A 25,604-nucleotide genomic window follows, 5' to 3' on the forward strand; every position below is an offset into this window, starting at 1 on the left:
ATCAGACCAGGTCGGTGCGCACCGTCGCGGTGACCTCGTAGAGCTGCCCCGGCAGCACGAGCTCGGTCACTCCGAAGGCGCTGCTCGCGGGCCAGTGGTCGCCGAAGAACGCGTGATGGGCGCGCGAGATCGCGCCGAAGTTCGCGGCAAGATCCACGGCGTAGATCTTCGTCTCCACCACCTGGGTGCGCGAGGCCCCGTACGACCGCAGCACCCGGTCGAGGTTCGCGAACACCGCCGCGGCCTGGGCTTCCGGATCCCCTGCCCCGACCAGCTCCCCCGCATCGTCGTGCGGCATCTGCCCCGAAATCCGGATCTCGTCGCCCACTCTGAACGCCTGCGAGTAGCCGTGGCTCTCCTCCCACGGCATCCCGAAGCCCAGACGCTCCACGCGTCGCGCATTCCGTCCGGTCGAACTCATCGCGTCTCCTTCGTCGCGCCCCGCGTCGTCGCGGTGCGCTTCATCGTCTCGGAGCAGCGGCGTTCCGGCCGCTGCGGGTCAGTCGGCGTGGCCGATGTACCGTCGCACGGTGCTCGCGCCCGCGGGGGCGCGCACGATCATCTCGGTGCGATCGGCCCTGTAGAGCTCCTCGCTGTATTCGAAGACGTCGCCGCCCGCCGTGCGGGCGACGCGCGAGACCGCCAGGATCGGCGAGCCCGTGTGCACCTGGAGGGAGGCGGCGTGCTCCCGATCGACGGGGCGGGCGCTGATCGTCTCGACCGCCTCGCCGCGCTCGAGGCCGTACTCCGTCTCGAGCAGTTCGTACATCGACCCGACGAGCGAGCGGTCGAGCAGCCCGGGGAAGCGCTCGGCCAGCAGCCAGATGGTCTCGAGGCTGAGCGGCAGGCCGCCCGCGAGGCGCAGCCTGTCGAGCCGCAGCACCCAGGTGCCCTCGGGCACCTCCATGCGGGCGGCGAGCTGCTCATCCGCGGGCGTGGTGGCGGTGCCCAGCACGGTGGCACCGGCCTCGAGGCCGCGCGCCCGCACGTACTCGGGAAGACCGACGTGGCCGCGGAGGTCGCGGACCACCTTGTCGTGCGCCACGAAGACACCGCCGTTGCGACCGTTCGTGCGCAGGATCCGCCCCTGCTCCTCGAGCGCCTCGAGCGCCTTCCGGATCACCCAGCGGCTGACGTCGTAGCGGGCCGAGAGCTCGCGCTCCGCCCCGATCCGGTCGCCGGGCTGCAGCCCGTCCTCCGTCGCCTTCGCCCAGATCGCTTCGGCGACCTCGGCAGCGGTCATGGCCCGTTCGGAGCCCGAGGTCCCGTCCGTCGCACTCGATGTCACGCTCATGTCCCCGCTTCGATCACTCTGCGAATACCGTGTGAACGAGTCTAGTTGGACTGCAGCCGAAAACATCGCCGTCACCGACCTATTCCTCTGAAATGGCCGCGAGGAATCGGCCGGAGAGGTAGCGGCGGGCGACATCGACGGTACCGATGGCGTGCGCCTCCCCGATCTCCACCGCGGCATCGGCGCCCGGGTGGGAGCCGATCCACGCGAGCAGGTGGAGCCGCCGGAGGAACACGAGGTCGGGGATCGCGGCGAGGTCGAGCGCGTCGAGCGGCCGCTCCGCGGTGTATCCCGCGAGCCACGCGCGCACGATGCCGTCGACCTCGTCGGTGTGCTCGATGAACGAGGTCGTCGAGCACAGATCCCACAGCAGCCAGCTGTACCCCGAGTCGTCGAAGTCGATGACCCAGAGGGTGCCGTCCGGACCCTCCAGCACATTGGTCGTGCGGAGGTCGCAGTGCACAAGACCCGAGTTCCGCGGCGTCTGCGGGTAGTCGGCGAGCCGCTCCCGCAAGCGGGCCTCGGCCCGCTCGATGATCGAGACGTCGTCGGCGGAGAGCGCGGGTGCGCGCCGCCAGTCGCCCCAGGGCGCCGCGGGGCCGAGAATGCTCTCCGCGTCCCAGTGCATCCGCTCGAACCAGTCGGGCTGCCGCCACTCGAGCACCTGCCGGTGCAGCGTGGCGACGATCGCCCCGACCCTGCCGTAGACGGCGGGATCGCTGCTGGCGCGACCGCTCGTCGCGAGCTCGCGCCCGGCGACGAACTCGAACATCACGCAGTCCCTCGCGTCGCCGCCGAGTTCGACCCTGGCGAGCTCGTCGCCCCCGGCGGTCGCTATCACCGCCGGCGTCGCCACCACCTCGGCCGCGCGCAGGGCGTCGATCCAGGCCAGCTCCGAGCGCTTGGCCGCCTCGGTCTGGTAGTCGGGCCGGTAGACCCTGAGCACGCCGACCGGCGGATCCTCGCCGACGAGGAAGGTGGCGTTCTCCGAGAGGCTGATCAGCCTGAGCGGCGTCGCGGCATCGAGTCCGTAGGATGCGAGCGCCGCCTCCGCATAGCGCAGCCCCGAATCGTCTCCCCAGACCACGGCGTCATCGGCCTTCCACGGCCGAGAGCACCCGGGTGATCTCCTCGCGGGCCTTCCGCACGCTCGCCGTGGGTCCCGAGATGAAGAGTCGTCCTGCGGCCCCGATCATCTGGACGTCGACGAGGGTCAGGTCGGGCGCCGCCTTCTCCGCGCTGTTGGCCGCCACGGCCGCGAACAGGGCCGGTGCCATCTCGTAGACGAGCAGCGCCGATCCGGGGAGGATCATCGAGGCCTCGCGGGTGCGATTGAGGATCACCGCGTGCTGATCCGTGATGTCCTCGATGATCTCGCTGTAGAGGATCTCCGGCTTGAGGCGGTCCTCGGCGGTCGCTCCGATCGCCGAGAGGATCGCCTCGCCCGCGCGATCGACGTCGGCCGGGTCCGATGAGTGCACCTCGAGGATCCCGTACTGACGCTCCACGTAGAGCAGACCGGGCTCGACGTGGGGTGAGGCCTTGAGCGCCGCGTCGAGCACGCGCTGGATCGCGAGCGCAGGCGCGACCTCGACGATCAGCGAGTGATCGCCCGCCTTGGGCGGGTATCCCCTGGCGCGCGTCGGCGTGGCCATGTAGGCAGCGAACTGGCGCTCGAGCCCGTCGAGCCGGAGGTACACCCGCAGTTCGGCCGTCGCGGCCCGAGCGGCACCCGCGCGCGGCTCGCGCGCGGGTGCCGGCGCCGCCGGAGCTCCACTCGTCGGGCTGTCGGCCATGCTCAGGCCTCGCCGACCGAGAAGTGCTTGTTGAGGTCCGAGTGGGGACGGGGGATGACGTGCACCGAGACGAGCTCGCCGATGTTCGACACCGTCTCGGCGCCGGCCTCGGTCGCCGCCTTCACCGCGCCCACATCGCCGTTGATGATCACGGCGACGAGGCCGGATCCGACCTGCTCGCGCCCCACGAGGGTGACGTTCGCGGCCTTCACCATCGCGTCGGCCGCTGCGAGCGCCGCGACGTATCCCTTGGTCTCGATCATGCCGATCGCGTTACTGCTCATTTTCTGTTTCCTTTCGGTTGGTTGTGGTGGGTCTTGCGTGCTGGCCGGTGCTGCTGCCCGTCGTCTCGTCGACGACGCCGACCACCAGTGCGTCGAGCGGGGCCCTGCCGGGGAAGTGCCCGGCCACGCCGGCTCCCTCGGTCACGAGCACCGTGTCACCCGGGCCGGAGCCGAGCTGGTCGAGTGCGACGAGGCGCCTCCCCGTGCCGACCTCCTCGAGTTCGAGGAGCGCACCCCCGGGCAGGTCGTCGATCCGCTTGGTCGCCCAGATGGGCCCGAGTACCGTTGCGGTGATCATGATGCGCGCTCGATTCCGACGCCGTGCTTCCTGGCCGCCTCGCGCGCGAGCGGCGTCACGACCGCGCGCGGGCCGAGCACCAGGCGCGTGCCGTTCGCAACCGCCTGTGCGATCGTCTTCTCGGTAACGGCGCCCTTCTCGATGCGCAGCACCGGAGCTGCGGGCCGCGGCTCCGGCGAGGGATCCCCCTCCCGGCTCGACGGGGCGCCCTCGAGCACGAAGCGGACTCGCCCGGAGCGCACGGCGTCGGCCTCGGCAGGATCCCTCGCGATATCGAGGATGCGGTTCGCGAACGCGGCCAGATCGGCGTCGCTCGCGATGCGCACGCGGCGCTCCTCGGAACGCGCTCCCGGGTCCGCGGGCATCACCTCGCGGAGCAGTTCGCGCACCAGGGCGCGGATCTCGGTCTCGACGGGATTCGTCATCGCAGCCCCCTCGTCAGCGCGGCCTCAGCCGCGTCGGCCGCGGTGCGCACGGCGTCCTCGTTGCCTGCGAGGTAGACGCGACCCGTCGCACCCATCATCCGGAAGTCGACGACCTTGATGGGGCTCGCCTTCTCGGCCTCGTTCACCGCGAGGATCGCGTAGGCGGCGGGCTGCATCTCCATCACGAACAGCGACTCGCCCGGCAGCAGCATCGAACCGGCTTTGTTGCGGTTGATGAGGAACGCGTGCTCGTGGTCGATGTTGGTGATGATCTTGGAGGCGAGGATCTCGGGTCTTCTGGCGTCGGCCTCCGTCGCGCCGAGCGCGTCCATCACCGCGCCGGCCGCCGTGCGCACCGCCGCGGTCGAGCGGGAGTGGATCTCGAGATAGCCGAACTGGCGCTCGACGACGAGCAGGCCGGCCTTCACATCGGCGGACTTCAGCGCCACGTCGGTGAGCGGCTCGATGTCGAGGCCCGGCGCGATCTCGATGATCTGCGCGGCCATGTTGGTGCGCGGCAGGCTGCCCCTGACGAAGGTGCCGAGGTAGCACATGGTCTGCGGCTGCAGCTTGTCGACGAAGATGCAGGAACGGAGGTCAGCCATTATCGGGCCCCAATCAGGTCGCGGAGTTCCTCGAGGACGATGCGCCGGAGTCCGTCGCGGTCGATCACCCGCGCGATCTCGGCCGGCATCGCGGGGGTGCTCGCGCTCCCCTCCTGCATCGCCCGCGGCGCGGAGACGCGCGGAGCGCTGCGCTCGAGCCCGTCGAAGTCGGGGAAGCGGTCGAAGATGTTGGTCGAGTAGGCCGCCCGGCTCCACTGCACGAAGTGCTCGGGGTTGAGGTTCTCGGACGAGGAGCTGCCGCCGATGTAACCGGTGCCGAGCGACATGGAGACCGGCAGGTGGGTGCCGATGCCCGCGTTGCCGAGGCTCGCAGGCACGTTCACGGCGATGCGATGCACCGGCAGCGCGAAGGAGTAGTCGAGCACGCGCTGCGGATCCTCGCTGTGGATCGCCGCCGAGTGCCCGAGCCCGGCCGCGTCGAGGATGGCTCGGGCTTCCGCCACCGCGGTCGCGAAATCGGGCACGGCGCGGAAGGCGAGCACAGGGCTGAGCTTCTCGTGGGTGAGCGGCTCCTCGCTGCGCACGCTGTCGATGGGGGTCAGCAGGATGCGCGTGTTCGCCGGCACCTCGATGCCCGCGTCCGCCGCGATGACCGTCGCGTCGCGGCCGACGACCTTCGTGTTGAATCGGCCGCCCGGGTAGACGTGATCTCGCACCCGGCGGGTCTCCTCGGGCGAGCACAGGTGCACTCCCCTGGCCTTCAGCAGGGTGAGCAGTCGGGGCGCGATCGTCTCGACGGCGATGAGCACCGACTCGGTCGTGCAGAGCACGCCGTTGTCGTAGGTCTTGGAGCGGACGAGCTTCTCGGCCACCTGCTTCAGGTCGGCCGTCTCGTCGACCACCACGGGCGCGTTGCCCGGCCCGACGCCGATGGCGGGCGTTCCCGAGCGGTAGGCCGCGCGCACGACCGCACCGCCGCCCGTGGCGATCACGAGCTTCACCCGCGGATCGGCCATCATCGCCTCGACGACGGGGATCGAGGGCTCCGAGAGCACCTGCACCGCCCCGCGCGGGGCGCCGGCCTGCTCGGCGGCGCGGGCCAGCATGAGCGCGGTATCGGTGCACACCCGCTTCGCTCCCGGGTGGGGGCTGATGACGATGGCGTTGCGGGTGAGCAGGGCGCAGAGCACCTTGAAGCAGACCGCGGCGACCGGGCTCGTCGACGGCGTGATGCCCAGCACGACTCCGGCCGGGCGGGGCACGAGCAGCATGCGGCTGACCGCATCGCTGCGCTGGCCGCAGTAGTCGGCGTCCGCGTAGTCCTCGAGGAAGGTCTTGGCGATCGTCTGGTTCTTCAGGATCTTGTCGGCCACCACTCCGAAGCCGGTCTCCTCGACGGCCCGCACCGCAAGCGGCTCGGCCTGTTCGAGGGCCGCGGTCGCGACGGCCTCGACGATGCGTGCGACCCGATCTCGGTCGTAGTCGACGAACTCTGCGGCGGCGCGCTCCGCCGCAGCCAGCAGTTCCTCCGCCTCGCGCGGAAGCCTCGCCTCAGTCTCGCTCATCTTCAAGCTCGCCTTTCGTCACGGGCCCGGGCGGTTGCCGCCCGCGGGCGAGGGTCTCGATCCCGCCGCCTCTCCGAGCCGGTTCGAGTTCGAGTATGCAGCCGTTCCCGACCACATGTCAACCATTTGAGGCAATTGGTTAGATATTTCGGTTCGCGTTAAGGTTGCGGTCGCTGCGCGTGCATGGCGGGGCCGGCTCCGCCGTGCACGCGCAGCGGCCCCCGGGAGACCAATTCACCCCGGGGCCGCGATCCCACGAGGCGAACCGTCAGCGCGCGGCCTCGAGCCACTTCCGGTAGTCGGGGTGCCGCGCGATCTGGAAGGTGCGGTAGAGCTTCCAGCTGCCGTACTTGTAGTAGTCGAAGTCGGCGTCGCGCATGTAGTGGGTGCTGATGCCCCACAGCCCCCACTTGGTGTCGGCGATCATGCGCGAGAGCATCGCCCGGGAATAGAACTTCTCGTCGTCGTAGCCCCGGTAGACGGCGCAGAGGCGGCGCGAGCGCTCGACATCGACGAACATCTCCGCCAGGAGGATGCCCACCTCGTAGCTCGCATCGTTGTTGGCCGCGAACTCGAAGTCGATGAGTCGCACCTCCCCGTCTCCGCGCAGCAGGAAGTTGCCGGGCATCGGGTCGTTGTGCGCGGGGACGAGCTCGAGCCCCGTCTCCATGAAGGCGTCGTAGGCGTCGCGGTAGTTCGCGAGCACCTCGTCGCTCCACGGAGGCAGCTCGAAGCCCTCCTCCTCGACCTGGCGCAGATGCTCCTCGACCTGGTCGAACATCGTCTTGGTCACGTCGAACATATCGGTGCCGTGCAGCGTGCGGTACACGCCGAGCACGCCCTCGAACGCCGCGTCCTCCTGGAAGTCGAGCGTGGTCGACGCACGGAAGCCGTCTTCGACGAACTCGCCGAACTCGACGCCCGTCGCCTCGTCGAAGAACAGCACGCGCGGACTGATGCCCGCGGCCGAGGCCTGACGCGCCGCGGCGAGCGACATCTGCCGGTTCACGAACAGCTCCGTGCCGACGCCGGGGATCTTCGCGAAGACCGGCGATCCCTCGCCGATCGTGATGCGCCAGTTCTCGTTGTTGATGCCGCCCGAGACGGGAGCGCCGGTCACCGCAAGACCGGCCCACTCGGGGTTGCGGCCCACGGCCTCCAGAATGACCTGGGGAATCTCGTGATTCGCGCTCATGACAGCTCCGCCTCCAACTCGGCTCGGACATCGGGATCGTTCAGCAGCATCTCGGCGAAGGTCATGCGCCACATGCCGTACTTGGTGGAGTCGAGGTTGACGTCGGGATCGGTCTTCGCCCTGAGCCTCGTGAGCACGGCCCAGCGCAGGTGCTCGATGCCCGTGACGAGCTTGACGACGGCACGCTCCGTGGAGCTCGCGCCGGGTGCGAGCTCGGCGATGTAGTCGTCCATGTCGAGCGCACCGGGGCAGGCCTCGGCGATGAGCGTCGCGTGGTCGTGCACCGCGGAGAGGCGCGCCGCCGACCCCCAGCCCACGAGCTTCACCTGCGCGTTGGGGCCGACCATGATGTTGGAGCTCGTGCCCTCGCCCTGCGACGGCCGCATCTCGAGCGTGCGCCGGTAGGCGAGGAGCGCTTCGCGGAAGCCGTTCACGTAGCCGACCAGGTCGATGACGCGATGGTCGATCGAGATTCCGCGGTCGCCGCACTCGTCGACGAGCTGGTTCAGGTCGACGAGGGGGCTGCGCGTCGAGAGCTCGACGTCGAGCTCCGCGAAGCGGCGCCTGGCCTCGACGAGGGATCGACGCACCTCCCCGTCCTTGAACATCACGAGACGCCCGACGCGCCACTCGGCGGGCAGACGCTCCATGAGCACGAGCCCGAGCTCGGCATCCGCCACGTGCACCCGCGGGGCCACGCCGATCTCGCCCGCCGCCGTCGACGCGGTGATCAGGTTGTGGCGGTTGCGCCACGACCAGGCGTGGCGGCTGATGCGCTTGAGCATCACCTCGCCGAGCTCGGCGCTGCGGCCCGCGACGAGCTCGCTGTCCGACGCCCACCAGCTCGGCGAGGGCACCTGCGCAACGGGCACCTCCCACCGGATCCCGTCGGTGTCGAAGCCGGCGGCCCACTGTCCGATGTCCTCATACCACTCAGTCATACGTGCGCGGATCCCTTCTCGTCGTCGAGAGCTCAGGCTGGACGGCGAGAACGCCGACCATTTATACTTGCCGCAAGCATATATTTAAAAATATGGTTGTAAAAGGGTTTCTTGAAACTCTGCGTTCACGATTCACTTTCCACGATGAGGCGGTCCCACCGATGACGCACACCCCGTCCGTTCCCGAGGCGCTCCGACCCGGCGATCTCGCAGATCTTCCCGGCAGGATCGTAAAAACCCTGGACTACGCCGAGACTGTGGGGGCCGCGACGTCCGCTTTCTCCGTACTCGACCGCGAGGGTGCCGTCGCCGCGGCCGAGCGCATCGCACAAGGCGACCATTCGAGCGCCACCGAGCAACCATTGCTCGGCGTCGCAGTCACGGTGAAGGACAGCCTCCATGTTCCGGGCTTGCCGAGGTGGCACGGCAGCGCCACGCACCCCGGCGAGATCTCCACGACGAAGTCGGTGCCGGTGCGCCGCCTCGAGGAGGCGGGCGCGATCATCGTCGGCAAGACCGCGATGCCCGACTACGGCCTGCTCGGCGCCGGCGTGAGCTCGCAGTACGGCATCATCCGCAATCCGTGGGACCTCTCGAAGAATCCGGGCGGATCGAGCTCGGGCGCCGGCGTGTGCGTCGCCGCCGGCGTCACCCCGCTCAGCATCGGCACCGACATCGCGGGCAGTGTGCGCCTGCCCGCCGCCGCATGCGGCATCTCCGCGCTGAAGCCCACGCAGGGCAGCCTCGGCTACGCCCCGGCGAGCACCTGGCGCTCGGCCGGCCCCATGGCCCGCACGATCGCCGAGGTTCGGGCCCTCTACCGCGTGGTCGCGGGGCCGCACGTCGAAGATCAGTTGTCGCTCTCGACCGACCCGATCGAATCGGCTGTGGACCTGCCGCTGCAGGGTCTGCGCGCCGGCGTGATCGAGTACCCGGGATACGGCATCGGGATGGACGACGAGACGGGCCGCCTCTTCGAGCAGACGCTCGCGACCCTGTCGAGTCTGGGCGTCGAGCTCACCCGAATCGATCCCGGACTGCGGGACGAGGACTTCGCGGCGCTCGACCGCTGCCTGATGGCGCGCTGCCTGTCGGAACTCGCGACCTGCGAGGAGGAGGCGAGGGATCGCCTGCTGCCCGAGATCCGGCGCTGGGTGGAGCCGGGACGCTCCTTCAGCTCCGAGACCTACTACACCGACTTCGAGCACCTGTCGGCGACGGCGTCGCGCCTCGCGACGATCTACGACGAGTTCGACGTGATCTTCTCCCCCGTGCTCGGGAATCACCAGTTCGCCGCGGAGGATTTCGCTCCCGACACCTCGCAGGCCCTGCTCTACCACACGAGCTACACCCTCTGGTACAACCAGACCGGTCAACCCGCGGTCTCGATGCCGATGGGGCTCTCCACCGAGGGCAACCCCGTGGCGCTGCAGATCGCAGCGCCGAGGTTCCGCGACTACACCCTGCTGAACGTCGCCGAGGCGGTCGAGCGCGTGCTCGACCTCGGCCTCTCGTACCCCGACCTCTCGTCGCGCTGACGCGGCGCCCGTTCCAAGGAGACCCATGCCACAGTCGTACGCCACGCTCGACGACACCCGTTCCCTCCTCGAGCAGGCCGATGTGCTGCTGCTCGACTACAACGGCACCCTCTCGAACGACGAGGAGCTGTGCGCCGAACTCATCAGCGAGGTCTCCGAGGATCATCTCGGTCTCCCGGTGAGCCGACAGCGCTACTTCGACGAGTTCGCCGGAGTCACCGAGGAGGCCGTGTACGGGCGCCTCACTGCGGAGGCGGGAGGCGCAGACCTCACGCCGTACGAACTCATGCGCGAGTTCAACCGCCGATACCTCGAGCGCTTCCGCTCGAACAGCACGATCACGCGCGAGGCGGCCGATTTCGTGCGCACCGCCCGCACGCTCGGGAAGCGACTCATGGTGGTGACCGCGGCGAGCCGGGAGGTCGTGGTGCCCGCCGTGGAGATCGCGGGGCTCGGCGAGTGCTTCGAGGGCATCGTGGGGCTCGAGGACGTCGCGGCGTCGAAGCCCACGCCCGAGTGCTACCTGCGCGCCGTCGAGCAGCTCGGAGCCGAACCGTCGCGCACCGTCGCGTTCGAGGATTCGCGGACGGGTCTGACCGCGGCGCTCGGCGCGGGGCTTGCCACCGTCGGCATCCTCGGCAGCCTCGACCGCGAGAGCATCGGCGGGTTCACCCCGCACATCGTCGATGGACTGCACCCGCACCTGCTGGAGGCCTAGGCGCGCGGGAGGCGTCGGGAGCAGGACCTCCGAACGCCTCCCACGGAGAACCAGAACCAATTGTAACGAGAAGGTAACGAGTAACCATTTACGGGTTGCGCTCCAACCTTTTGCGATCCAAAATCAAGGAACACACAACAGTCGGAGCACCGAGGCGCTCCGGAACGACGCGGCGAGGAGGCTGCGCCGACCGGGGAGGCCGAGGATCCGAACGACCTCGGCCTTCTCCATGTCACCAAAGGGGGGACATGTCCTTCTTCCGCAGCACACCGAGTCGTGCATACCTCCCGGAGCTGACCGCCGAGCACCCCCTGCGCACCCGTGGCGCGGACACCGCCTTTACGCGGCCGAGTTGCGACCGAAACGACTCGGCAACATCTGCTGGCTACCATTTACAACCATAAGCCCTCCACCGACGGGCGTTCGGTCGCTCCTCAATCCGAAGAGTCCGCTTCCCGTCTCAACCATGTATGAGAAAGGTATTCGTCCAATGAACAAAGAGGTTTTCTGGAAGAACCGCCGCTTCTGGGCCGGCGCGCTCGCGGTCGGCGCGACGCTCGGCCTCGTGACCGGCTGTTCCGGTGGCGGCGGAGGCGACGAGGCAGGTGGCGCCAAGGCGGGAGCCGACTGCGAAGAGACCTACACGATCGCCTTCAGCCACCCCGCGGGCGAGGTGGCCGCGGTCAAGGCCGTGAAGAAGGCCGTCGAGGATCGCGCGGCCGAGAACGGCTGCGTCAACCTGCTGCTCGACAACACCGTCGACAGCAACCTGGAGACCCAGCGCAAGTCCGTCGAGAACTGGGTCACCCAGAAGGTCGATGCGATCGTCGTCTGGCCCGTCGACGTCGCGGCGATGGAGGGGCTGCGGGAGCAGGCGCAGGCCCAGGGCACCAAGTGGCTGACCTACGCCTCGCCCAACCCCGAGGAGGACGGCAGCGTCGGGTTCGACAACGACACCGCGGGCGAGGAGCTCGCCGCGGAGCTTGAGGCCTGGGTCGACGACAACTACCCGGACCGCAACATCAAGGCCGCCGTGACGACCTGGACGGCGCTGCCGTCGCTCGAGGGCCGCTGGAAGAACATCCTCGACAAGCTCGACGAGATGGGCATCGAGGTCGTCTCCGAGCAGGACTGCCTCAGCCAGGACTGCGGCATGACCATCGCCGAGGACGCGATCCGAAAGAACCCCGACGATCTCAAGATCTTCGTCGGCGCGAACGACGACGTGGGAACGGGCGCCCTCCGCGCCCTCAACAACGCCGGTGTCGACATGAGCGGCTTCTTCGTCGCGGGTTACGACGGCACGGAGGAGGCGTTGACCTCGCTCAAGGACGGTACCGGCTACACCCGCAGCGCGGCCATCCCGCTCGCCGAGCTCGGCCACTCGATCATCGACAACTCGATCGCGGCGATCACCGGCGAGGGCAACCCCTCGAACCTGACGCCCATGATCATCGTCAGCCCCGACGACAAGGACCAGATCGACGAGTTGCTCGCGCTCTTCTAAGAAGCGCTGACTGCGGAGTTCGGGCCTGATCAGGAGAAGAGGAACAATATGACGGCCGTGCTTGAGACGAGGAAGCTCGTCAAGTCCTTCGGCGCCAATCACGTGCTGAAGGGTATCGACCTCGAGTTCCACGCCGGTGAGGTCACCGCGCTGCTCGGCGCCAACGGAGCCGGGAAGTCCACCTTCCTGAGCTGCATCAGCGGAGCCGAGGTGCCGAGCAGCGGCGAGATCCTCATCGACGGCGTCTCGCACGGGGCGACGAGCCCCCGCGAGGCCATCGAGGCCGGCATCGGAATGATCTACCAGCACTTCCAGCTCATCGGAGCGCTGACGATCGCCGACAACGTCTTCCTCGGATCCGAACTCCGCACCGCCCTGGGCACGACCGACCGTCGTGCCCAGGAGCGGGAGACCCTCGCCCAGCTGCAGTCGCTCGGGCTGCGGCTCAATCCCTCGGCCACGGTCGAGAGCCTGAGCGTCGGGCAGCAGCAGATCGTCGAGATCATCCGCTCGCTGCGGAAGAATCCGCGGGTACTGATCCTCGACGAGCCGACGGCCGCCCTCAGCCGGAGCGAGGTCGACGCACTGCTCGAGCTCGTCTCCTCGCTCGCCGCGGAGCGGAACATCGCCGTCATCTACGTCAGCCACATCCTCACCGAGGTCATGGAGGTGGCCGATCGGGTCATCACGCTCCGCGACGGCATCGTCTACGAGGACCGCCGCCGGGGCGACTTCACCATGCAGGATCTGGTGTCGTTCATCTCCCCCGACAAGCGCGCAGCGGAGCTGAGGGATCGCACGGACACCGGCCGCCCCGTCGTGCTGCGCATGAACGGCTTCGCGGGATCGGTGAGCGGCCCGCTCTCGATCCAGGTGCGGGAGGGCGAGATCATCGGCGTCTTCGGCCTACTCGGATCGGGCCGCACCAACCTGCTCGAGACGATCGCAGGCATCCGGCCCAGATACGGCGGACGCCTCGAGCTCGACGACGTGCTGCTCGAGCCGAAGTCTCCCGGCAAGGCCGCATCGCAGGGCATCGTGCTCGTGCCCGCCGATCGCAAGAGCCAGGCGCTCTTCCCCGAGATGACCGCGGTGGACAACGTCGTGCTGCCCCACATGAAGAAGCTGGGGCGCTTCGTGCGCTCCAAGCGCGCGGAGACGAAGACCTTCGAGCAGGTCGCCGATGCGCTCGACGTGCACCCGAATACGCCGACGCTCACCGGCGGCTCCTTCTCGGGCGGCAACGCGCAGAAGCTGATGATCGGCAGGTGGACCAACCCGGCGAGCAACGCCAGGCTGCTGCTGCTCGACGAGCCGACGCAGGGCGTCGACGTCGGCGCCCGCGAGGACATCTACGCCTTCGTCAGGGAGTACGTCGACGGCCCCGGTCGCTGCGCGATCTTCAGCACGAGCGAGCACGAGGAGGCGGTCGCGCTCGCCGACCGGATCATCGTGCTCTACGAAGGCGAGGTCGCCGGCATCGTCGGCCCCGACATCACGGAGCCCGCGCTCATGTCGCTCGCCTTCGGTCAGCTCGACGAGTACGACGCAGCCTGACGCCCAGACCTTCCGCACCGAATAGGAATTCCTCGAACATGACTACCTCCGCAGCCTCGCACTCCGCCCCGAGGGGATGGAAGGCGCTCCGCGCCCGCCTCGACATGCAGCTGGTGATCCTCGTCATCGCGACCCTGGCGCTGATGGTGTTCTTCGCCACGCAGTCCCCCGTGTTCTTCCGCGGCGACAACCTCCTGAGCATCCTGAACCAGAACGCCGCCACCTTCGTGGTCGCCGCCGCGGCCGGGCTGCTGCTCATGGCGGGCTACATCGACATGTCGGTGGGCTCCACGATGTCGCTGGCCGGCGTCTGCGCCGCCTTCGTCTTCATCGACCACGGCCTCCTCCCCGGCGTCCTCGTCGGCATCGCGGTCGGGATCGCCGTCGGCGTATTCAACGGCGTTCTCGTCGGCTACATCGGGATGTCGCCGATCGTCGTGACGCTCGGCGGCCTCGCCGCGTTCCGCGGTCTGGCGCAGTTGCTCTCCCCCGGCTCGCTGTACGGCCTCCCCCAGGAGGTGCTCTCGCTCGGCAACGGCAAGTTCCTCGGCATCTCCTATCTGGTATGGACGGCCGCGGTCGTCTGCGCGGTCCTCTACTTCGTCGCCTCCCGACTGCCCGCGGGCAAGCACACGCTCGCCATCGGAGCCAACCAGCGCGCGGCATTCCTCACCGGCATCCCCGTGAAGCGCTTCGTGTTCCTGCTCTACGTGCTCATCGGCGCCACCGTGGGCATCGCGGCGGTGCTGCAGGTCGCGCGCCTCGGCAGCGCGCCGTCCGGAACGCTCGGCATCGGCTTCGAGGTCTCGATCCTGACCGCCGTGCTGCTCGGCGGCATCCCCTTCACGGGCGGCCGCGGCAGCATGTTCGGCGTGCTGCTCGGCGTGTGGCTGATCGCGGTGCTCAACAACGGCCTGTCGCTCATGAACGTGCCTCCGGAGGCCTCGGGTATCATCACGGGCCTCGTGCTGATCCTCGCGGCCGCGACCTCGCTGACCGGCTTCCAGCGCAGGCGCAAGAAGAGCCGCCGTCTGACTCTCAACACCGCCGCGATCAAGCAGATCCAGGGCGAGTAGCCGCCGGCTCCGCGAAGGGGTGCGCATCCGTCACCGGACGCGCACCCCTTCGCGCGCACCCGGTAACGTGAGGGGCATGGTCTCACAGCACCCGCTCCGCACCGATCCGATCGCAGAGGCGAAACGCCAGTGGACCGAGCGCGGCTGGGACGACGCCGCGCTCGGCATGGCGGCCGTGACCTCGGTGATGCGCGCTCAACAGCTGCTGCTCGCGAGCGTGGATGCGCAGCTCCGGCCGTTCGGTCTGACCTTCGCGCGGTTCGAACTCCTGCGTCTCCTGGCGTTCACGCGCGAGGGCCGCATGCCGCTCGCCAGCGTCGTCTCGCGGCTCCAGCTGCACCCGGCGAGCGTCACGAGCGCCGTCGATCGTCTGGTCTCGGCGGGTCTCGTGCGGCGCGAACCGCATCCGACCGACGGCAGGGCGACGATGCTGGTGATCACCTCTGACGGGGTCGCCCTCGTGGAGAATGCGACGGATGCGCTCAACCTCCACGTGTTCAGGGATATCGGACTCGAGGAGGAGGACGTCTCGGATCTCGTGCGCATACTCGCCCGCTTCCGCAAGAACTCCGGTGACTTCTCGGATCCGCCGCCGCTGCCGGATCCGCTCGAGCACTGATCCGCCATATTTAGCATTCAAACTAATTATTATGATGTCAAACTAAACAGCGCGCAAGACGCTTTTCCGCCAAGAAGAGCGGTGCTTTCCTGCGGAGTCCGAAAAATGGTTAGGAACCATTTAAAAATGGTTGGTTGTGGCATACGCTGGCCCTGACCGGACCAACGCCCCGAAAGGAACGCAGCAATGACGCTCGACATCGCGTGGAACAGCGCCCAGGAGATCGCCCGTGCGATCAGGGCCGGCGAGATATCTCCCGAGGAAGTCGCCGAGGCGACGATCGCCCGCATCGAGAAATACGACCCGGGGCTCAATGTGTTCTCGGTCTTCGACCCCGAACGGATCCGCGCCCAGGCTCGCGCGATCTCACGGCGACTCGCCGAGGGCGAGGACGTGGGTCCGCTCGCGGGCGTCCCATTCGCGATCAAGGACATGACCGCGGTGAAGGGCGATCCGCAGACGGCCGGGCTCATCGCGCTCAAGGACAGCGTGCCCGACCACAATGCGGCCCTCTTCGACCGGCTCATCGACGCCGGTGGAATCTACGTCGGCAAGACCACCGTTCCCGAGGCCGGCTACGCCGTGTACGGCGAGAGCCATCTCTTCGGCGCGACGCACAACCCGTGGAAGCCGGCGCACACCGCCGGCGGGTCGAGCACGGGCTCCGCCGTGGCGGTCGCGTCGGGACTCGTGCCGATCGCGGAGGGCAGCGACGGGGCCGGCTCCGTGCGCGCACCCGCATCGCTCAACGGGATCGTCGGCTTCAAGCCCAGCCTCGCCAGGATCCCGTGCACGGTGCTGCCGACCCGATACGAGACCTGGGCCTTCCACGGCCCCCTCACCCGTACCGTCGCCGACGCTGCGCTCATGTTCCAGGTCATGGCCGGTCCCTCCGAGCAGGATCCCATGAGCCTGCCCGACGACGGCACCGACTACCTCGCCGAGATCGAGAAGGACATCGCGGGCTTGCGCATCGCCTACTCCCCCGACCTCGGCACCGGCTACGAGATCGATCCGGAAGTCGCAGAGGTATGCCGCCGGGCCGTCGGGAAGTTCGAGCAGCTCGGCGCGACCGTCGTCGAGGCGACCCCGCCATGGGCGCGGCCGGAGGACGCCTTCTGGCACAGCATCTGGGTGCCCGGCTTCTCAGCCGAGCGCGACCTGATCGACTGGGACGCCTGGGAGGGGCAGATCGACCCTGAGCTCATCGACCTGATCAAGGAGGCCGACACCGTCGCGGTCTCCGACTACGGACGCGCAAACCTCGCCCGGGCTCAGATGTACGAGACCTTCGTCGAGTTCATGCGGGACTACGACGTGATCGTCTCCCCGTCGCTCACGCACGCGGCGCACCCGCACGGGCAGTTCGCGCCCGACCACCTGCTGGGGCAGTCCGTGCAGCGCCAGCTGCTCGGCTGGCTGCTCACCTACCCCTACAACATGCTGACGGTGCCGGCGATCTCGATGCCGGCCGGCTTCACGGAAGACGGTCGCCCGATCGGGCTCCAGATCGCGGGCCGCAAGCTCGCGGACGCCGAGGTGCTGCGGGTGGCGGCGAACTTCGAGCGGGTGCACAGCCCCTGGACCGACGGCGCGCGCCCGGACCTCGCCCCGTTCGAGTCGTAGCGCGGATCCCTCGCACGAGGACCGCACGAGCGGAGGCCCCGAACCGATATGGTTCGGGGCCTCCGCGTGTCCCGATGAGCCGCGGCGCCGTCGGTGCGCCCGGGAGCGATGCGCGCCGACGGCTCGGCTCAGCTCAGCTCTGCTCGGCCGGCCGCGCGGCCGCCGCGAGCGTCGCGGCGTCGGGCACGTAGCCGGCGATGTGACGCTCATCGACGCCGTTGTAGGCCGAAAGCGGACGGATCAGCGCATTCGAGGCGGCCTGCTCCATGATGTGAGCGGTCCAGCCCGTCACCCGCGATGCGATGAACAGCGGGGTGAAGGTGAGCGTGTCGAAGCCGATGAGGTTGTAGGCCGGGCCCGACGGGTAGTCGAGGTTCGGGTAGATCCCCTTGCGCGAGACGAACTCGCTCTCGAGCTTCGCGTAGAGCTCCGCGACGTCCTGCCTGCCGTAGTGCTCGATGAGCGTGTCGAGCGCGGCCTTCATCGTCGGCACGCGCGAATCGCCCTTCTTGTAGACGCGGTGGCCGAAGCCCATGATCTTCCGCTTCTCGGCGAGCGCCCTGTCGAGCCACGGCACGACGTTGTCGGCCGAGCCGATCTCGCTCATGATGTGCAGCACCGCCTCGTTGGCCCCGCCGTGCAGCGGTCCCTTGAGTGCGCCGATCGCGCCGGTGACCGCCGAGTAGAGGTCGGACAGCGTGGACGTGATCACGCGGGCGGTGAAGGTCGATGCGTTGAAGGAGTGCTCGGCGTAGAGGATCATCGAGCGGTTGAACGCGTCCACGACGATCTCCTCGGGCTCCTCGCCGAACGTCATCCAGAGGAAGTTCGCCGAGTAGTCGAGGTCGTCCCGCGGCTCGACGACGTCGAGTGCGCGGCGGCGTCGCTGACCGTAGGCCACGATCGCCGGCAGCGCCGCGTACAGGCGGATGCTGCGCGCGAGGTTCTCCTCCGGACTGCCCGACGCGTCGAGCACGGAACCGCCGCCGGTGACATCGGAGGCTCCGATCACGCTGACCGCGGTGCGCACCTCGTCCATCGGGTGCGAGTCGAGCGGCAGAAGGTCGATCGCGGCCTTCACGTTCTCGGCGAGGGATCGATGCCGTCGCTCCTCCGCCCGGAGCTCGGCGAGCTGCGCCTCGGTCGGCAGCTCCCCGTGCCACAGCAGATATGCGACGGCCTCGAAGGGCTGGGTCGCCGCGAGCTCCTGCACCGGATAGCCGCGGTAGAGCAGGCTGTTCGTCTCAGGGTTGACCTTGGAGACCGCGGTGTAGTCGACGACGACGCCCGCAAGCCCCTTCTTGATCTCGGTTTCAGTCATGTCGGCTCCTTTACCTGTCGACTTCGAAGTCTCTCGTCGGGCGCTAGCGCTCGACGGAGAAGTTGAAGACGTTCGTGTCGAAGTGGTTGTAGTCCTCGTAGTCGATGAGATCGTAGAGATCAGCTCGGTGCTGCATCTCATCGAGCTTCGAGGTGAGATGCCCCTCCTCCACGAGCGTATCGAGTGCCCTGCCCGTCGCGCCCATGGAGATGCGCAGCATCGATACCGGCCAGATCACGATGTTCAACCCGACGTCGGCCAGCTGGCGGGCGGAGAAGAGCTCGCTCTTGCCGAACTCCGTCATATTGGCGAGCAGCGGCACGTCGACCGCCTTGCGCATCGCCTCGAACTCCTCCAGCGTGCGCATGGCCTCGGGGAAGATCGCGTCGGCCCCCGCGTCCACGAGCGCCTTGGCGCGGTCGACTGCGGCGTCGAGCCCCTCGGCGGCGCGGATGTCGGTGCGCGCCATGATGAGGAAGTTCTCGTCTCGCCTCGCATCGACGGCGGCGCGGATGCGCTTCGTCGCCGTCTCCTCGTCGACGACGGCCTTGCCGTCGAGGTGACCGCAGCGCTTCGGGTTCACCTGGTCCTCGATGTGGCAGCCGGCCAGGCCCGCGTTCTCGAGCTCCTGGATCGTGCGGGCGACGTTCATCGGCTCGCCGAATCCGGTATCCGCGTCGATGATGGCCGGGAGCTCGGTCATGCGGGCGATCTGCTCGCCGCGACCGGCGACCTCGGTGAGCGTGGTCAGCCCGATGTCGGGCAATCCGAGATCGGCCGCGAGAACGGCGCCCGAGATGTAGACGCCCTCGAATCCCTTGCGCTCGATCAGGCGCGCCGAGAGCGGATTGAACGCGCCGGGGAATCGGAGCAGCTCTCCGCTCGCCAGCTGTTCCCTGAAGAGACGGCGCTTCTCGGTCGGCGAGGTTTTGGCATACAGCATAAGTTCGTCCTTTCGAAGTGAGGAGCGCGCGTTCCCTGAGCCTGTCGAAGGGATCGAGTGCTCCGTCCCGCCCCCTTCGACAGGCTCAGGGGGCGGGCTCGGGAGTGTCCTAGAACAGACCCTTCGGGGCGGCGGCGAGGTCGAGCAGACCCGGCTTGGCGACGATGTTCAGCTCGCGCACCTCGTCGGCCGAGAGCTCGGGCAGGCGCTGCACGAGGTCGAGGAAGCGCTCGATCTCGGCGCTCTCGAGCACGGGCTCCGCCAGCAGGCGGAACTTCGCGATGTACTGCTCGCGGGCGAAGGGCCGCGCGCCCAGCGGGTGCGCGTCGGCGACGGCGATCTCGTCGACGAGCTTCGTGCCGTCGGCGAGCTCGATCTCGACGCGGCCGCCGAACGACTTCTCGTCGGGATCCTCGGAGTGGTAGCGGCGCGTCCACTCGGCGTCCTCCGCCGTGGTGATCTTGTGCCAGAGCTCGACCGTATCGGCGCGTCCGGCGCGCTCGGGGGCGTAGGAGTCGACGTGGTGCCAGCCGCCATCCTGCAGCGCGACCGCGAAGATGTACGGGATCGAGTGGTCGAGGGTCTCGCGCGAGGCGGTGGGGTCGTACTTCTGCGGGTCGTTCGCGCCCGAGCCGATCACGTAGTGCGTGTGGTGGCTCGTGTGCAGCACGATCGCCTTGATGTTGGCGGGATCCGCGAGCTCCGGGCGCTCGTTGTGGAGCTTCCGGGCGAGGTCGATCCAGGCCTGGGCCTGGTACTCGGCCGAGTGCTCCTTGGTGTAGCTGTCGAGAATGGCGCGCTTCGGCTCGCCGGGAGCCGGCAGCGGCACGTCGTAGGAGGCGTCGGGGCCGTCGAGCATCCATGCGATAACGCCGTCCTCACCCTCGTAGATGGGCGACGGCGAGGTCTGGCCGCGCATCGCGCGGTCGACGGACTCGACGGCCATCTTGCCCGCGAAGGCGGGGGCGTGAGCCTTCCACGTCGAGATCTCGCCCTTGCGGCTCTGACGCGTGGCGGTCGTGGTGTGCAGGCCCTGGCCGACGGCCTGGTAGATGGTCTCGGCGTCGAGGCCGAGGAGGGTGCCGATGCCGGCAGCGGCCGACGGGCCGATGTGGGCGACGTGATCGATCTTGTGCTTGTGCAGGCAGATCGAGCGCACGAGGTCCATCTGGATCTCGTAGCCGGTGGCGATGCCGCGCACGAGGGCTCGGCCGTCCGACCCGACGTGCTGCGCAACGGCCAGGATCGGAGGGATGTTGTCACCGGGGTGCGAGTACTCGGCGGCGAGGAAGGTGTCGTGGTAGTCGAGCTCGCGCACCGCTACGCCGTTGGCCCACGCCGCCCACTCGGGGCTCGACTTCTCGGCGGCGAGGCCGAAGATGGCGGATCCCTCGCCACCCGTCGAGACGGGGTGCGAGAGCGCCTGCGCGCGCGCCGCGACGATGGGGCCTCGGTTGAGCGACGCGGCTGCGACCGAGGCGTTGTCGATGATCCGGTTGATGATCATGTCGACCACATCGGGCTCGACCTCGACGGGATCGGTGGCGACCTCCGCGATCTTCCATGCGAGCTGCTGCTCGCGGGGCAGATCTTCTTCGCTCTTGTAGACGCGGACGTGGTGGTTGACGGTCATTGCTGTCCTTCCGGGATGGAGTTCAGGATCGAGGTGAGTGCGTGATGCAGGTGCACGTGGGTGGCATGGGCGGCGAGGTCGGCGTCGCCCGCGGCGATCGCCCCCGCGATGAGCGCGTGCTCGGAGACCGAGGCGACGAGCCGCTCCTGGTTGTCCCTCGCGAGCCTCCTGGCGCGCGAGAGGTGGGTGCGCACGTTGCGCAGGGCCTGCACGAGGTAGACATTGTCGACGGCGGCATCGATAGCCGCGTCGAAGCGGCCGATGAGTTCGTAGTAGGCGTCGGTCGCGAGCTCCCCGCGCTCGGGGTGCGCCTCGGAGAAGGCGTCGGAGAGCTCGGCGAAGGCGTTGCGATCGCCGCGCTCAGCGGCGATCCTGGCGGCGGTCTCCTCGAGCGCGCGCCTGGCCTCGAAGAGGTCGCGGATGTCGTCGGTGTCGAAGCCGGAGACGACCATCACGCGCGGGGACTGCTGCAGGATCAGCCCATCGGAGACGAGCCGGCGGATCGCCTCGCGCATCGGCGTGCGGCTGACCCCGAGCCTCGCGGCCTGCTCGACCTCGCCGACCACGGTGCCCGGTGCGAGTTCACCGCGCTGGATCTCCTCCAGCAGCGTCGTGTACGCCCGGTCCCCCGCTCGCATGCCGCACCTCCCTCGGTCACCACGATCGTATACATAAAACTGCGATCAGGCAAGAGAAGCACGCAAAATAGGCCTTTACGTATACACAGAGATCCGTGCCCTACCCGATGAGACTGGGCTGCAGATCCCTCAGCGTGCGCGATCGCATCATGCGGGCGACTCCGAGCGCCGAGACGAGCAGCGCGATGACGAGCACGAGGCCCAGCTTCAGCGCGGCTGAGCCGGCTTGCTCGATCACTCCCCCGTACATCAGCTGCCGCAGCCCGTCGACCGCGAACGACATCGGCAGGTAGTGGTGCAGGCTCGACAGCGGCTCGGGCAGCGTCTGCCACGGGAAGGTTCCACCCGCCGTCACGAGCTGCAGCACCATGAGCACGAGGCCCATGAACTGCCCCACGCTGCCGAGCCAGATGTTCAGCGCGAGGATGATCGCAGCGAAGGTGGCTGAGGCGAGCGCCATCATGCCGTACGCCGGCACGGGGTGGGTCACGCCGAAGCCGAGCACGCCCGCCACGATGCCGAAGAGCGCGAGCATCTGCACCCCGCCCAGCAGCGCGGGCGTGGCCCAGCCCGCGATCGTCACCCGGATCGGCGCGTAGATCGCGGTGACCGCGCGCCGCGAGACCGGCTTCAGGATGAGGAACAGCGCGTAGATGCCGATCCACGCGGCGAGGCTCACGAAGAAGGGGGCGAGGCCTGCCCCGTAGGTGCCGGCGGAGGTCACCTGCGAGGTGCGCACGTCCACGGGGTCGGCGATGTTCGCCGCCTGCTTGCCGCGCAGCTCGTCGCTGCTGTCGGGGATGCGCTCGACGCCTCCCGCGAGGCCGTCGTGCAGCCGCGAGGCCCCGTCCACGAGCGCGCCGAGCCCGGTATCGAGCTGCCCCGCTCCATCTGCCGCGGTCGCGATGCCCGCCGTGAGCTGCGGGGTCGCATCGGCGAGCTGCCGCGCGCCGCCCGCGAGCTGCTGCGATCCGCTCGCGAGCGCGTTCAGCTGAGCGCTCGCGCTCTGCACACGGGTGTTCGCGTCGCGCAGCACCGGATCCGCCGCCGCCAGCCTGGACTGCACCGAGGCGATGACCGCGGGGTCGACGCCCGCCGCTTGGAGCTCGGCGATGATGGCGTCGCGGTCGCCTGCGAGCCGGTCGATGGCCTGCTGGCTCGCACCGGCCACCTGGTTCCCGATCTCCGCGATCTGCGCGTTGCCCGCCGAGACCTGAGCGGCGCCGCCCGCGAGCGCCTCGGTCTGCGCCGGAAGGTTCGCGGTCCCGTCGCGCAGCTGCCCGAGCCCGGCCGCGAGCTGCCCCGCTCCGGTGCGTGCCTGCTCGGTGCCCGCGAGCAGCTGCCCGGAGCCGTCGCTCGCGTCGACCAACGAGACGCGGATCTCGGCGATGCCGTCGAGCATGGTGCGCGCCGCCTCCTGGTTCACGGAGCGCACGATCTGCTGCTGGATCCGCTTCACGGCCTGCTCGCCGATGGTGGAGGCGAGATAGCTGTTCGCGTCGTTGGTGGTCAGGACGACGTCGGCCTGATGGGGGGTGTCGCTGCGAGACGACTCGAGCGCCTGCGTGAAATCCTCGGGCAGCGTCACCGAGAAGTCGTAGAGCCCGCTCTCGACCCCCTCGGCGGCCTGCTTCGCGCTGACGCGCTTCCAGTCGAAGCTGCCGTCCTCGATGAGGTTCTTCGCCACCTCGTCTCCGACCGAGCGCACGGTGTCGCCGTGCTGCACGCCCTCGTCGGCGACGACCAGCGCCACGGGCACCTGGTCGAGCCGGGCATAGGGATCCTGGTTCGCCCACAGGTAGAGGCCGCCGTAGAGCAGCGGCACGCACATGAGCGCGACGAAGGCGAGCCTCGCCATGGGGGTCGCCCAGAGCCTCGCGAACTCGGCTCGGATCAGCTGAGGGATCTTCATGCGCGTTCCTCCCCCGTCGGCGCCTCGGCCGAGGCGCCAGCGGCGTGCTCGGGGCGGTGGGGAGCGGCGCTGGACGCGTGCGCGGCGGAAACCGCCTCGCGGGAGGCCCGCAACGGCGACACCTCGCCCGTTCCCCAGCCTTCGGGGTGCGCATCGATCGCGGCGCGCGCCGCGAGTCCGGCGATCACCAGCACGGCGGGCCCGCGCTCGGCGATCTCGCAGGCGATGCTCCACCACTGCTCGGGGTCGCCCCCGTGCCGATCGGGAGAGACGAGCACGATGCCCTCGACGCCCGGCCTCCGCAGAGCGAGCTCGCAGAGCGCGCGCACCCTGGCGCCCGGGTCGAGATCGGCCATCGGCGTCTTGGCCTCACCCGTGAGCCCGAGGTGCTCGAGCTCACGGCGCACCGCGTGCGGACCGCGGGCGAGCCCCGCGAACATCAGCTCCTCCGCGACGACGTCGGCGAGCCGCACGTCTCCGTGCGGCTCGCTCACGTCGGGGGCGTCGACGAGCGCGATGCGATCCCTCAGCGCGCGCCGATCCGCCTCTCCATCGATCGTCACCTCTCCCGTGTCAGGGCGCATCCGCCCCGACACGATGAGCCCCATCACGGTCGGCCGCTGCGCCGTCTCGGCCTCCACGAACACCGCGGTGCCCGAACTCATCCCGACGTCGCTCGCCGGAAGCGCCCGGCCGCCCGGCCCCTTGCTGATACCCGTTGCACGCACGTACATCGGAACCCCGCCCCTCTGCCTCTTCAAACCCGCTGATTCTACTCCTCGCGCACGCTGCGGTGCACGGGCGGCTCGCGGATGGCGAGAGGGAGGCGGGCCGCGGGCTCAGATGTCTGCGATGACGATCTTCTTCATCTCCATCAGGTGCGCATAGGCGTCGGGACGCTCCATGAGCTCGCCCATCTTCTCGGGCACCACCTGCCAGCTCACGCCGAAGCGATCCTGCAGCCATCCGCACTGCTCTGCCCGCGGTTCGGCCGACAGCGCCTCCCAGAGCCGGTCGATCTCGGCCTGATCGGCGCACCGCACCTCGAGCGAGACGCCGCAGGTGAAGGAGAAATCCTGTTCCACACCGGAATCCATCGCCGCGAACCACTGCTCGCCGATCCGGAACTCGCCGAACATCAGCGCCTGCGGAGCAGCCGGACCCGTCTGCACGCCGTAGGGGAAGCGGCCGCCCGCCGCCGCGTCATCGAAGGTCGCGGCATAGAAGTCGATGGCCTCGGCCGCGCGATTCTGCGCAGCACCTCCGAACATCAGGGACGGTATGACGAACGGCCGCGGCTCGCCGGCCGGATCCGTGAGCATCAGCTGCCAGCTCACGCCGTAGCGATCCTCGACCCAGCCGTAGCGCTTGCTGAACGGGTACTCGCCGAGCGGCATCAGCTCGCGCCCGCCCTCGCAGAGCGCGCGCCAGACGGCGCCGAGTTCGGCGCGGGCCGCGGTCTCATCGCCGAACATCAAGGGGTCGAAGTTCAGCATGAGCGAGATCGAGGGGTTCGGCCGGAACTCGGCACCGGCGTTGATCAGCACGATCTCGAAGCCGTCGACATCGACCTCGACCGTGAGCGGCAGCCCGGCCATCTCCTGCTGGAAGTCGAGCAGGCCCGTCTGCGGGTAGCGCGATGCGACCCGACTCGTCGCCCTCGGCAGCACGGTGGAGTAGAACCGACCCACCTCCTCGGCATTCCCCTGGCACCAGACGTTCGGCACGATCTTCTGCGCAGCCATGACATTCCCCCTTCGGACCGTCGTTCGAGCGGCGCGCCCTCGCGCCGCTCCTCACAGGTTGCCACGAACCGGTGACATTCGGGTGTGAACCGCGCAGGGCGGCCTTCTGAGTCGGAGGTCCTGGAGTTCGACGACGGCGAGGGCGTGGTGCGGGCGCTGACGCTCGCCGAGCAGAGTGCCGACTTCGGCGACGCGCTCATCGCCGGTGCGATGGGGCTTTTCGGTGTCGATCGCGTCGTGGCGTTCGACCGCAGGGCCGCGTCGCGCCTCGGGTGGGCGCTGCTCCCCGAGCGAATCGGTGAACGGATGCCCTGCCGACCGCACCCGCCGACCCGGCGAGGCGAAGCCGACCCACCCCGCTGATTGAGCGAGGCGGAGCCGACCCACCTCGCTGATTGAGCGAGCGC

General features: G+C 69.0%; 26 protein-coding genes. 8 read left to right on the forward strand and 18 right to left on the reverse strand.

Annotated features, from left to right (window positions below; all coding sequences use genetic code 11):
* Position 1: 1 nt before the first annotated feature.
* The 11 genes from J4H91_RS00430 to J4H91_RS00480 all read right to left on the reverse strand — a co-directional run bounded on the left by J4H91_RS00430 (position 2) and on the right by J4H91_RS00480 (position 8,364).
* Positions 2-421, reverse strand: coding sequence for a RidA family protein (locus J4H91_RS00430; RefSeq protein ID WP_208044275.1), 420 nt, complete (start codon positions 419-421; stop codon positions 2-4).
* 78 nt (positions 422-499) lie between these two features.
* Positions 500-1,294 (reverse strand): GntR family transcriptional regulator, encoded by a 795-nt coding sequence (locus J4H91_RS00435; protein ID WP_208044276.1) that lies wholly within the window; start codon positions 1,292-1,294, stop codon positions 500-502.
* Between the two features lie 79 nt (positions 1,295-1,373).
* On the reverse strand, positions 1,374-2,381 hold the full coding sequence (locus J4H91_RS00440; RefSeq protein WP_208044277.1) for a phosphotransferase: 1,008 nt from the start codon (positions 2,379-2,381) through the stop codon (positions 1,374-1,376).
* Between the two features lie 4 nt (positions 2,382-2,385).
* Positions 2,386-3,090, reverse strand: a complete 705-nt coding sequence (locus J4H91_RS00445) for a hypothetical protein (RefSeq protein ID WP_243752466.1) — start codon at positions 3,088-3,090, stop codon at positions 2,386-2,388.
* 2 nt (positions 3,091-3,092) lie between these two features.
* The gene (locus J4H91_RS00450; protein ID WP_208044278.1) at positions 3,093-3,374 is read right to left on the reverse strand and encodes a BMC domain-containing protein; all 282 of its coding nucleotides are present in this window, start codon (positions 3,372-3,374) and stop codon (positions 3,093-3,095) included.
* The gene (locus J4H91_RS00455) at positions 3,364-3,672 is read right to left on the reverse strand and encodes a EutN/CcmL family microcompartment protein (protein ID WP_208044279.1); all 309 of its coding nucleotides are present in this window, start codon (positions 3,670-3,672) and stop codon (positions 3,364-3,366) included. Before J4H91_RS00455 ends, J4H91_RS00450 begins: the two co-directional genes overlap by 11 nt.
* On the reverse strand, positions 3,669-4,097 hold the full coding sequence (locus J4H91_RS00460) for a hypothetical protein (protein ID WP_208044280.1): 429 nt from the start codon (positions 4,095-4,097) through the stop codon (positions 3,669-3,671). The genes J4H91_RS00455 and J4H91_RS00460 overlap by 4 nt, the downstream gene beginning before the upstream one ends.
* Positions 4,094-4,702: a BMC domain-containing protein gene (locus J4H91_RS00465; protein WP_208044281.1), complete on the reverse strand. Its 609-nt coding sequence runs from the start codon at positions 4,700-4,702 to the stop codon at positions 4,094-4,096. The genes J4H91_RS00460 and J4H91_RS00465 overlap by 4 nt, the downstream gene beginning before the upstream one ends.
* A complete protein-coding gene (locus J4H91_RS00470) occupies positions 4,702-6,228 on the reverse strand; it encodes an aldehyde dehydrogenase family protein (RefSeq protein WP_208044282.1) in 1,527 nt (508 codons plus the stop codon). The genes J4H91_RS00465 and J4H91_RS00470 overlap by 1 nt, the downstream gene beginning before the upstream one ends.
* 268 nt (positions 6,229-6,496) lie before the next feature.
* Positions 6,497-7,423: a choline kinase family protein gene (locus J4H91_RS00475; RefSeq protein WP_208044283.1), complete on the reverse strand. Its 927-nt coding sequence runs from the start codon at positions 7,421-7,423 to the stop codon at positions 6,497-6,499.
* Positions 7,420-8,364 (reverse strand): hypothetical protein, encoded by a 945-nt coding sequence (locus J4H91_RS00480; protein WP_208044284.1) that lies wholly within the window; start codon positions 8,362-8,364, stop codon positions 7,420-7,422. The genes J4H91_RS00475 and J4H91_RS00480 overlap by 4 nt, the downstream gene beginning before the upstream one ends.
* Before the next feature lie 161 nt (positions 8,365-8,525).
* Here J4H91_RS00480 and J4H91_RS00485 point away from each other — a divergent pair, with 161 nt between their 5' ends.
* The 7 genes from J4H91_RS00485 (at position 8,526) to J4H91_RS00515 (ending at position 17,005) form a co-directional block, all read left to right on the forward strand.
* Positions 8,526-9,902 carry an amidase gene (locus J4H91_RS00485; protein ID WP_208044285.1) on the forward strand — a complete coding sequence of 459 codons (1,377 nt, stop codon included), beginning with the start codon at positions 8,526-8,528 and terminating at the stop codon, positions 9,900-9,902.
* A gap of 25 nt (positions 9,903-9,927) precedes the next feature.
* Positions 9,928-10,620: an HAD family hydrolase gene (locus J4H91_RS00490; RefSeq protein ID WP_208044286.1), complete on the forward strand. Its 693-nt coding sequence runs from the start codon at positions 9,928-9,930 to the stop codon at positions 10,618-10,620.
* A 490-nt stretch (positions 10,621-11,110) separates the two neighbouring features.
* Positions 11,111-12,127 carry a sugar ABC transporter substrate-binding protein gene (locus J4H91_RS00495; RefSeq protein ID WP_208044287.1) on the forward strand — a complete coding sequence of 339 codons (1,017 nt, stop codon included), beginning with the start codon at positions 11,111-11,113 and terminating at the stop codon, positions 12,125-12,127.
* A 48-nt stretch (positions 12,128-12,175) separates the two neighbouring features.
* Positions 12,176-13,684 carry a sugar ABC transporter ATP-binding protein gene (locus J4H91_RS00500; protein ID WP_208044288.1) on the forward strand — a complete coding sequence of 503 codons (1,509 nt, stop codon included), beginning with the start codon at positions 12,176-12,178 and terminating at the stop codon, positions 13,682-13,684.
* A 38-nt stretch (positions 13,685-13,722) separates the two neighbouring features.
* Positions 13,723-14,760 (forward strand): ABC transporter permease, encoded by a 1,038-nt coding sequence (locus tag J4H91_RS00505; protein WP_208044289.1) that lies wholly within the window; start codon positions 13,723-13,725, stop codon positions 14,758-14,760.
* 76 nt (positions 14,761-14,836) lie between these two features.
* Positions 14,837-15,379 carry a MarR family winged helix-turn-helix transcriptional regulator gene (locus J4H91_RS00510; RefSeq protein WP_208044290.1) on the forward strand — a complete coding sequence of 181 codons (543 nt, stop codon included), beginning with the start codon at positions 14,837-14,839 and terminating at the stop codon, positions 15,377-15,379.
* 186 nt (positions 15,380-15,565) lie between these two features.
* A complete protein-coding gene (locus tag J4H91_RS00515; RefSeq protein WP_208044291.1) occupies positions 15,566-17,005 on the forward strand; it encodes an amidase in 1,440 nt (479 codons plus the stop codon).
* 133 nt (positions 17,006-17,138) lie between these two features.
* Here J4H91_RS00515 and J4H91_RS00520 read toward each other — a convergent pair whose 3' ends face one another.
* The 7 genes from J4H91_RS00520 to J4H91_RS00550 form a co-directional block, all read right to left on the reverse strand.
* Complete coding sequence (locus J4H91_RS00520) at positions 17,139-18,326, reverse strand: bifunctional 2-methylcitrate synthase/citrate synthase (protein WP_208044292.1); 1,188 nt, start codon at positions 18,324-18,326, stop codon at positions 17,139-17,141.
* Between the two features lie 43 nt (positions 18,327-18,369).
* A complete protein-coding gene (gene prpB, locus J4H91_RS00525) occupies positions 18,370-19,269 on the reverse strand; it encodes a methylisocitrate lyase (protein ID WP_208044293.1) in 900 nt (299 codons plus the stop codon).
* Between the two features lie 109 nt (positions 19,270-19,378).
* On the reverse strand, positions 19,379-20,902 hold the full coding sequence (locus J4H91_RS00530; protein ID WP_208044294.1) for an MmgE/PrpD family protein: 1,524 nt from the start codon (positions 20,900-20,902) through the stop codon (positions 19,379-19,381).
* On the reverse strand, positions 20,899-21,540 hold the full coding sequence (locus tag J4H91_RS00535; RefSeq protein WP_208044295.1) for a GntR family transcriptional regulator: 642 nt from the start codon (positions 21,538-21,540) through the stop codon (positions 20,899-20,901). Before J4H91_RS00535 ends, J4H91_RS00530 begins: the two co-directional genes overlap by 4 nt.
* Positions 21,541-21,640: 100 nt before the next feature.
* On the reverse strand, positions 21,641-23,452 hold the full coding sequence (locus tag J4H91_RS00540) for a YhgE/Pip domain-containing protein (RefSeq protein ID WP_208044296.1): 1,812 nt from the start codon (positions 23,450-23,452) through the stop codon (positions 21,641-21,643).
* Positions 23,449-24,213 carry a P-loop NTPase family protein gene (locus J4H91_RS00545; RefSeq protein WP_208044297.1) on the reverse strand — a complete coding sequence of 255 codons (765 nt, stop codon included), beginning with the start codon at positions 24,211-24,213 and terminating at the stop codon, positions 23,449-23,451. Before J4H91_RS00545 ends, J4H91_RS00540 begins: the two co-directional genes overlap by 4 nt.
* A gap of 78 nt (positions 24,214-24,291) precedes the next feature.
* Positions 24,292-25,197, reverse strand: a complete 906-nt coding sequence (locus tag J4H91_RS00550; RefSeq protein WP_208044298.1) for a VOC family protein — start codon at positions 25,195-25,197, stop codon at positions 24,292-24,294.
* 84 nt (positions 25,198-25,281) lie between these two features.
* Here J4H91_RS00550 and J4H91_RS00555 point away from each other — a divergent pair, with 84 nt between their 5' ends.
* Entirely contained in the window at positions 25,282-25,560 is a 279-nt protein-coding gene (locus tag J4H91_RS00555; protein WP_208044299.1) for a PIN domain-containing protein, read from the forward strand.
* The last annotated feature ends 44 nt before the right edge of the window (positions 25,561-25,604 follow it).

The sequence above is a fragment of the Leucobacter ruminantium genome, assembly GCF_017565705.1.
GTDB lineage: Bacteria > Actinomycetota > Actinomycetes > Actinomycetales > Microbacteriaceae > Leucobacter > Leucobacter ruminantium.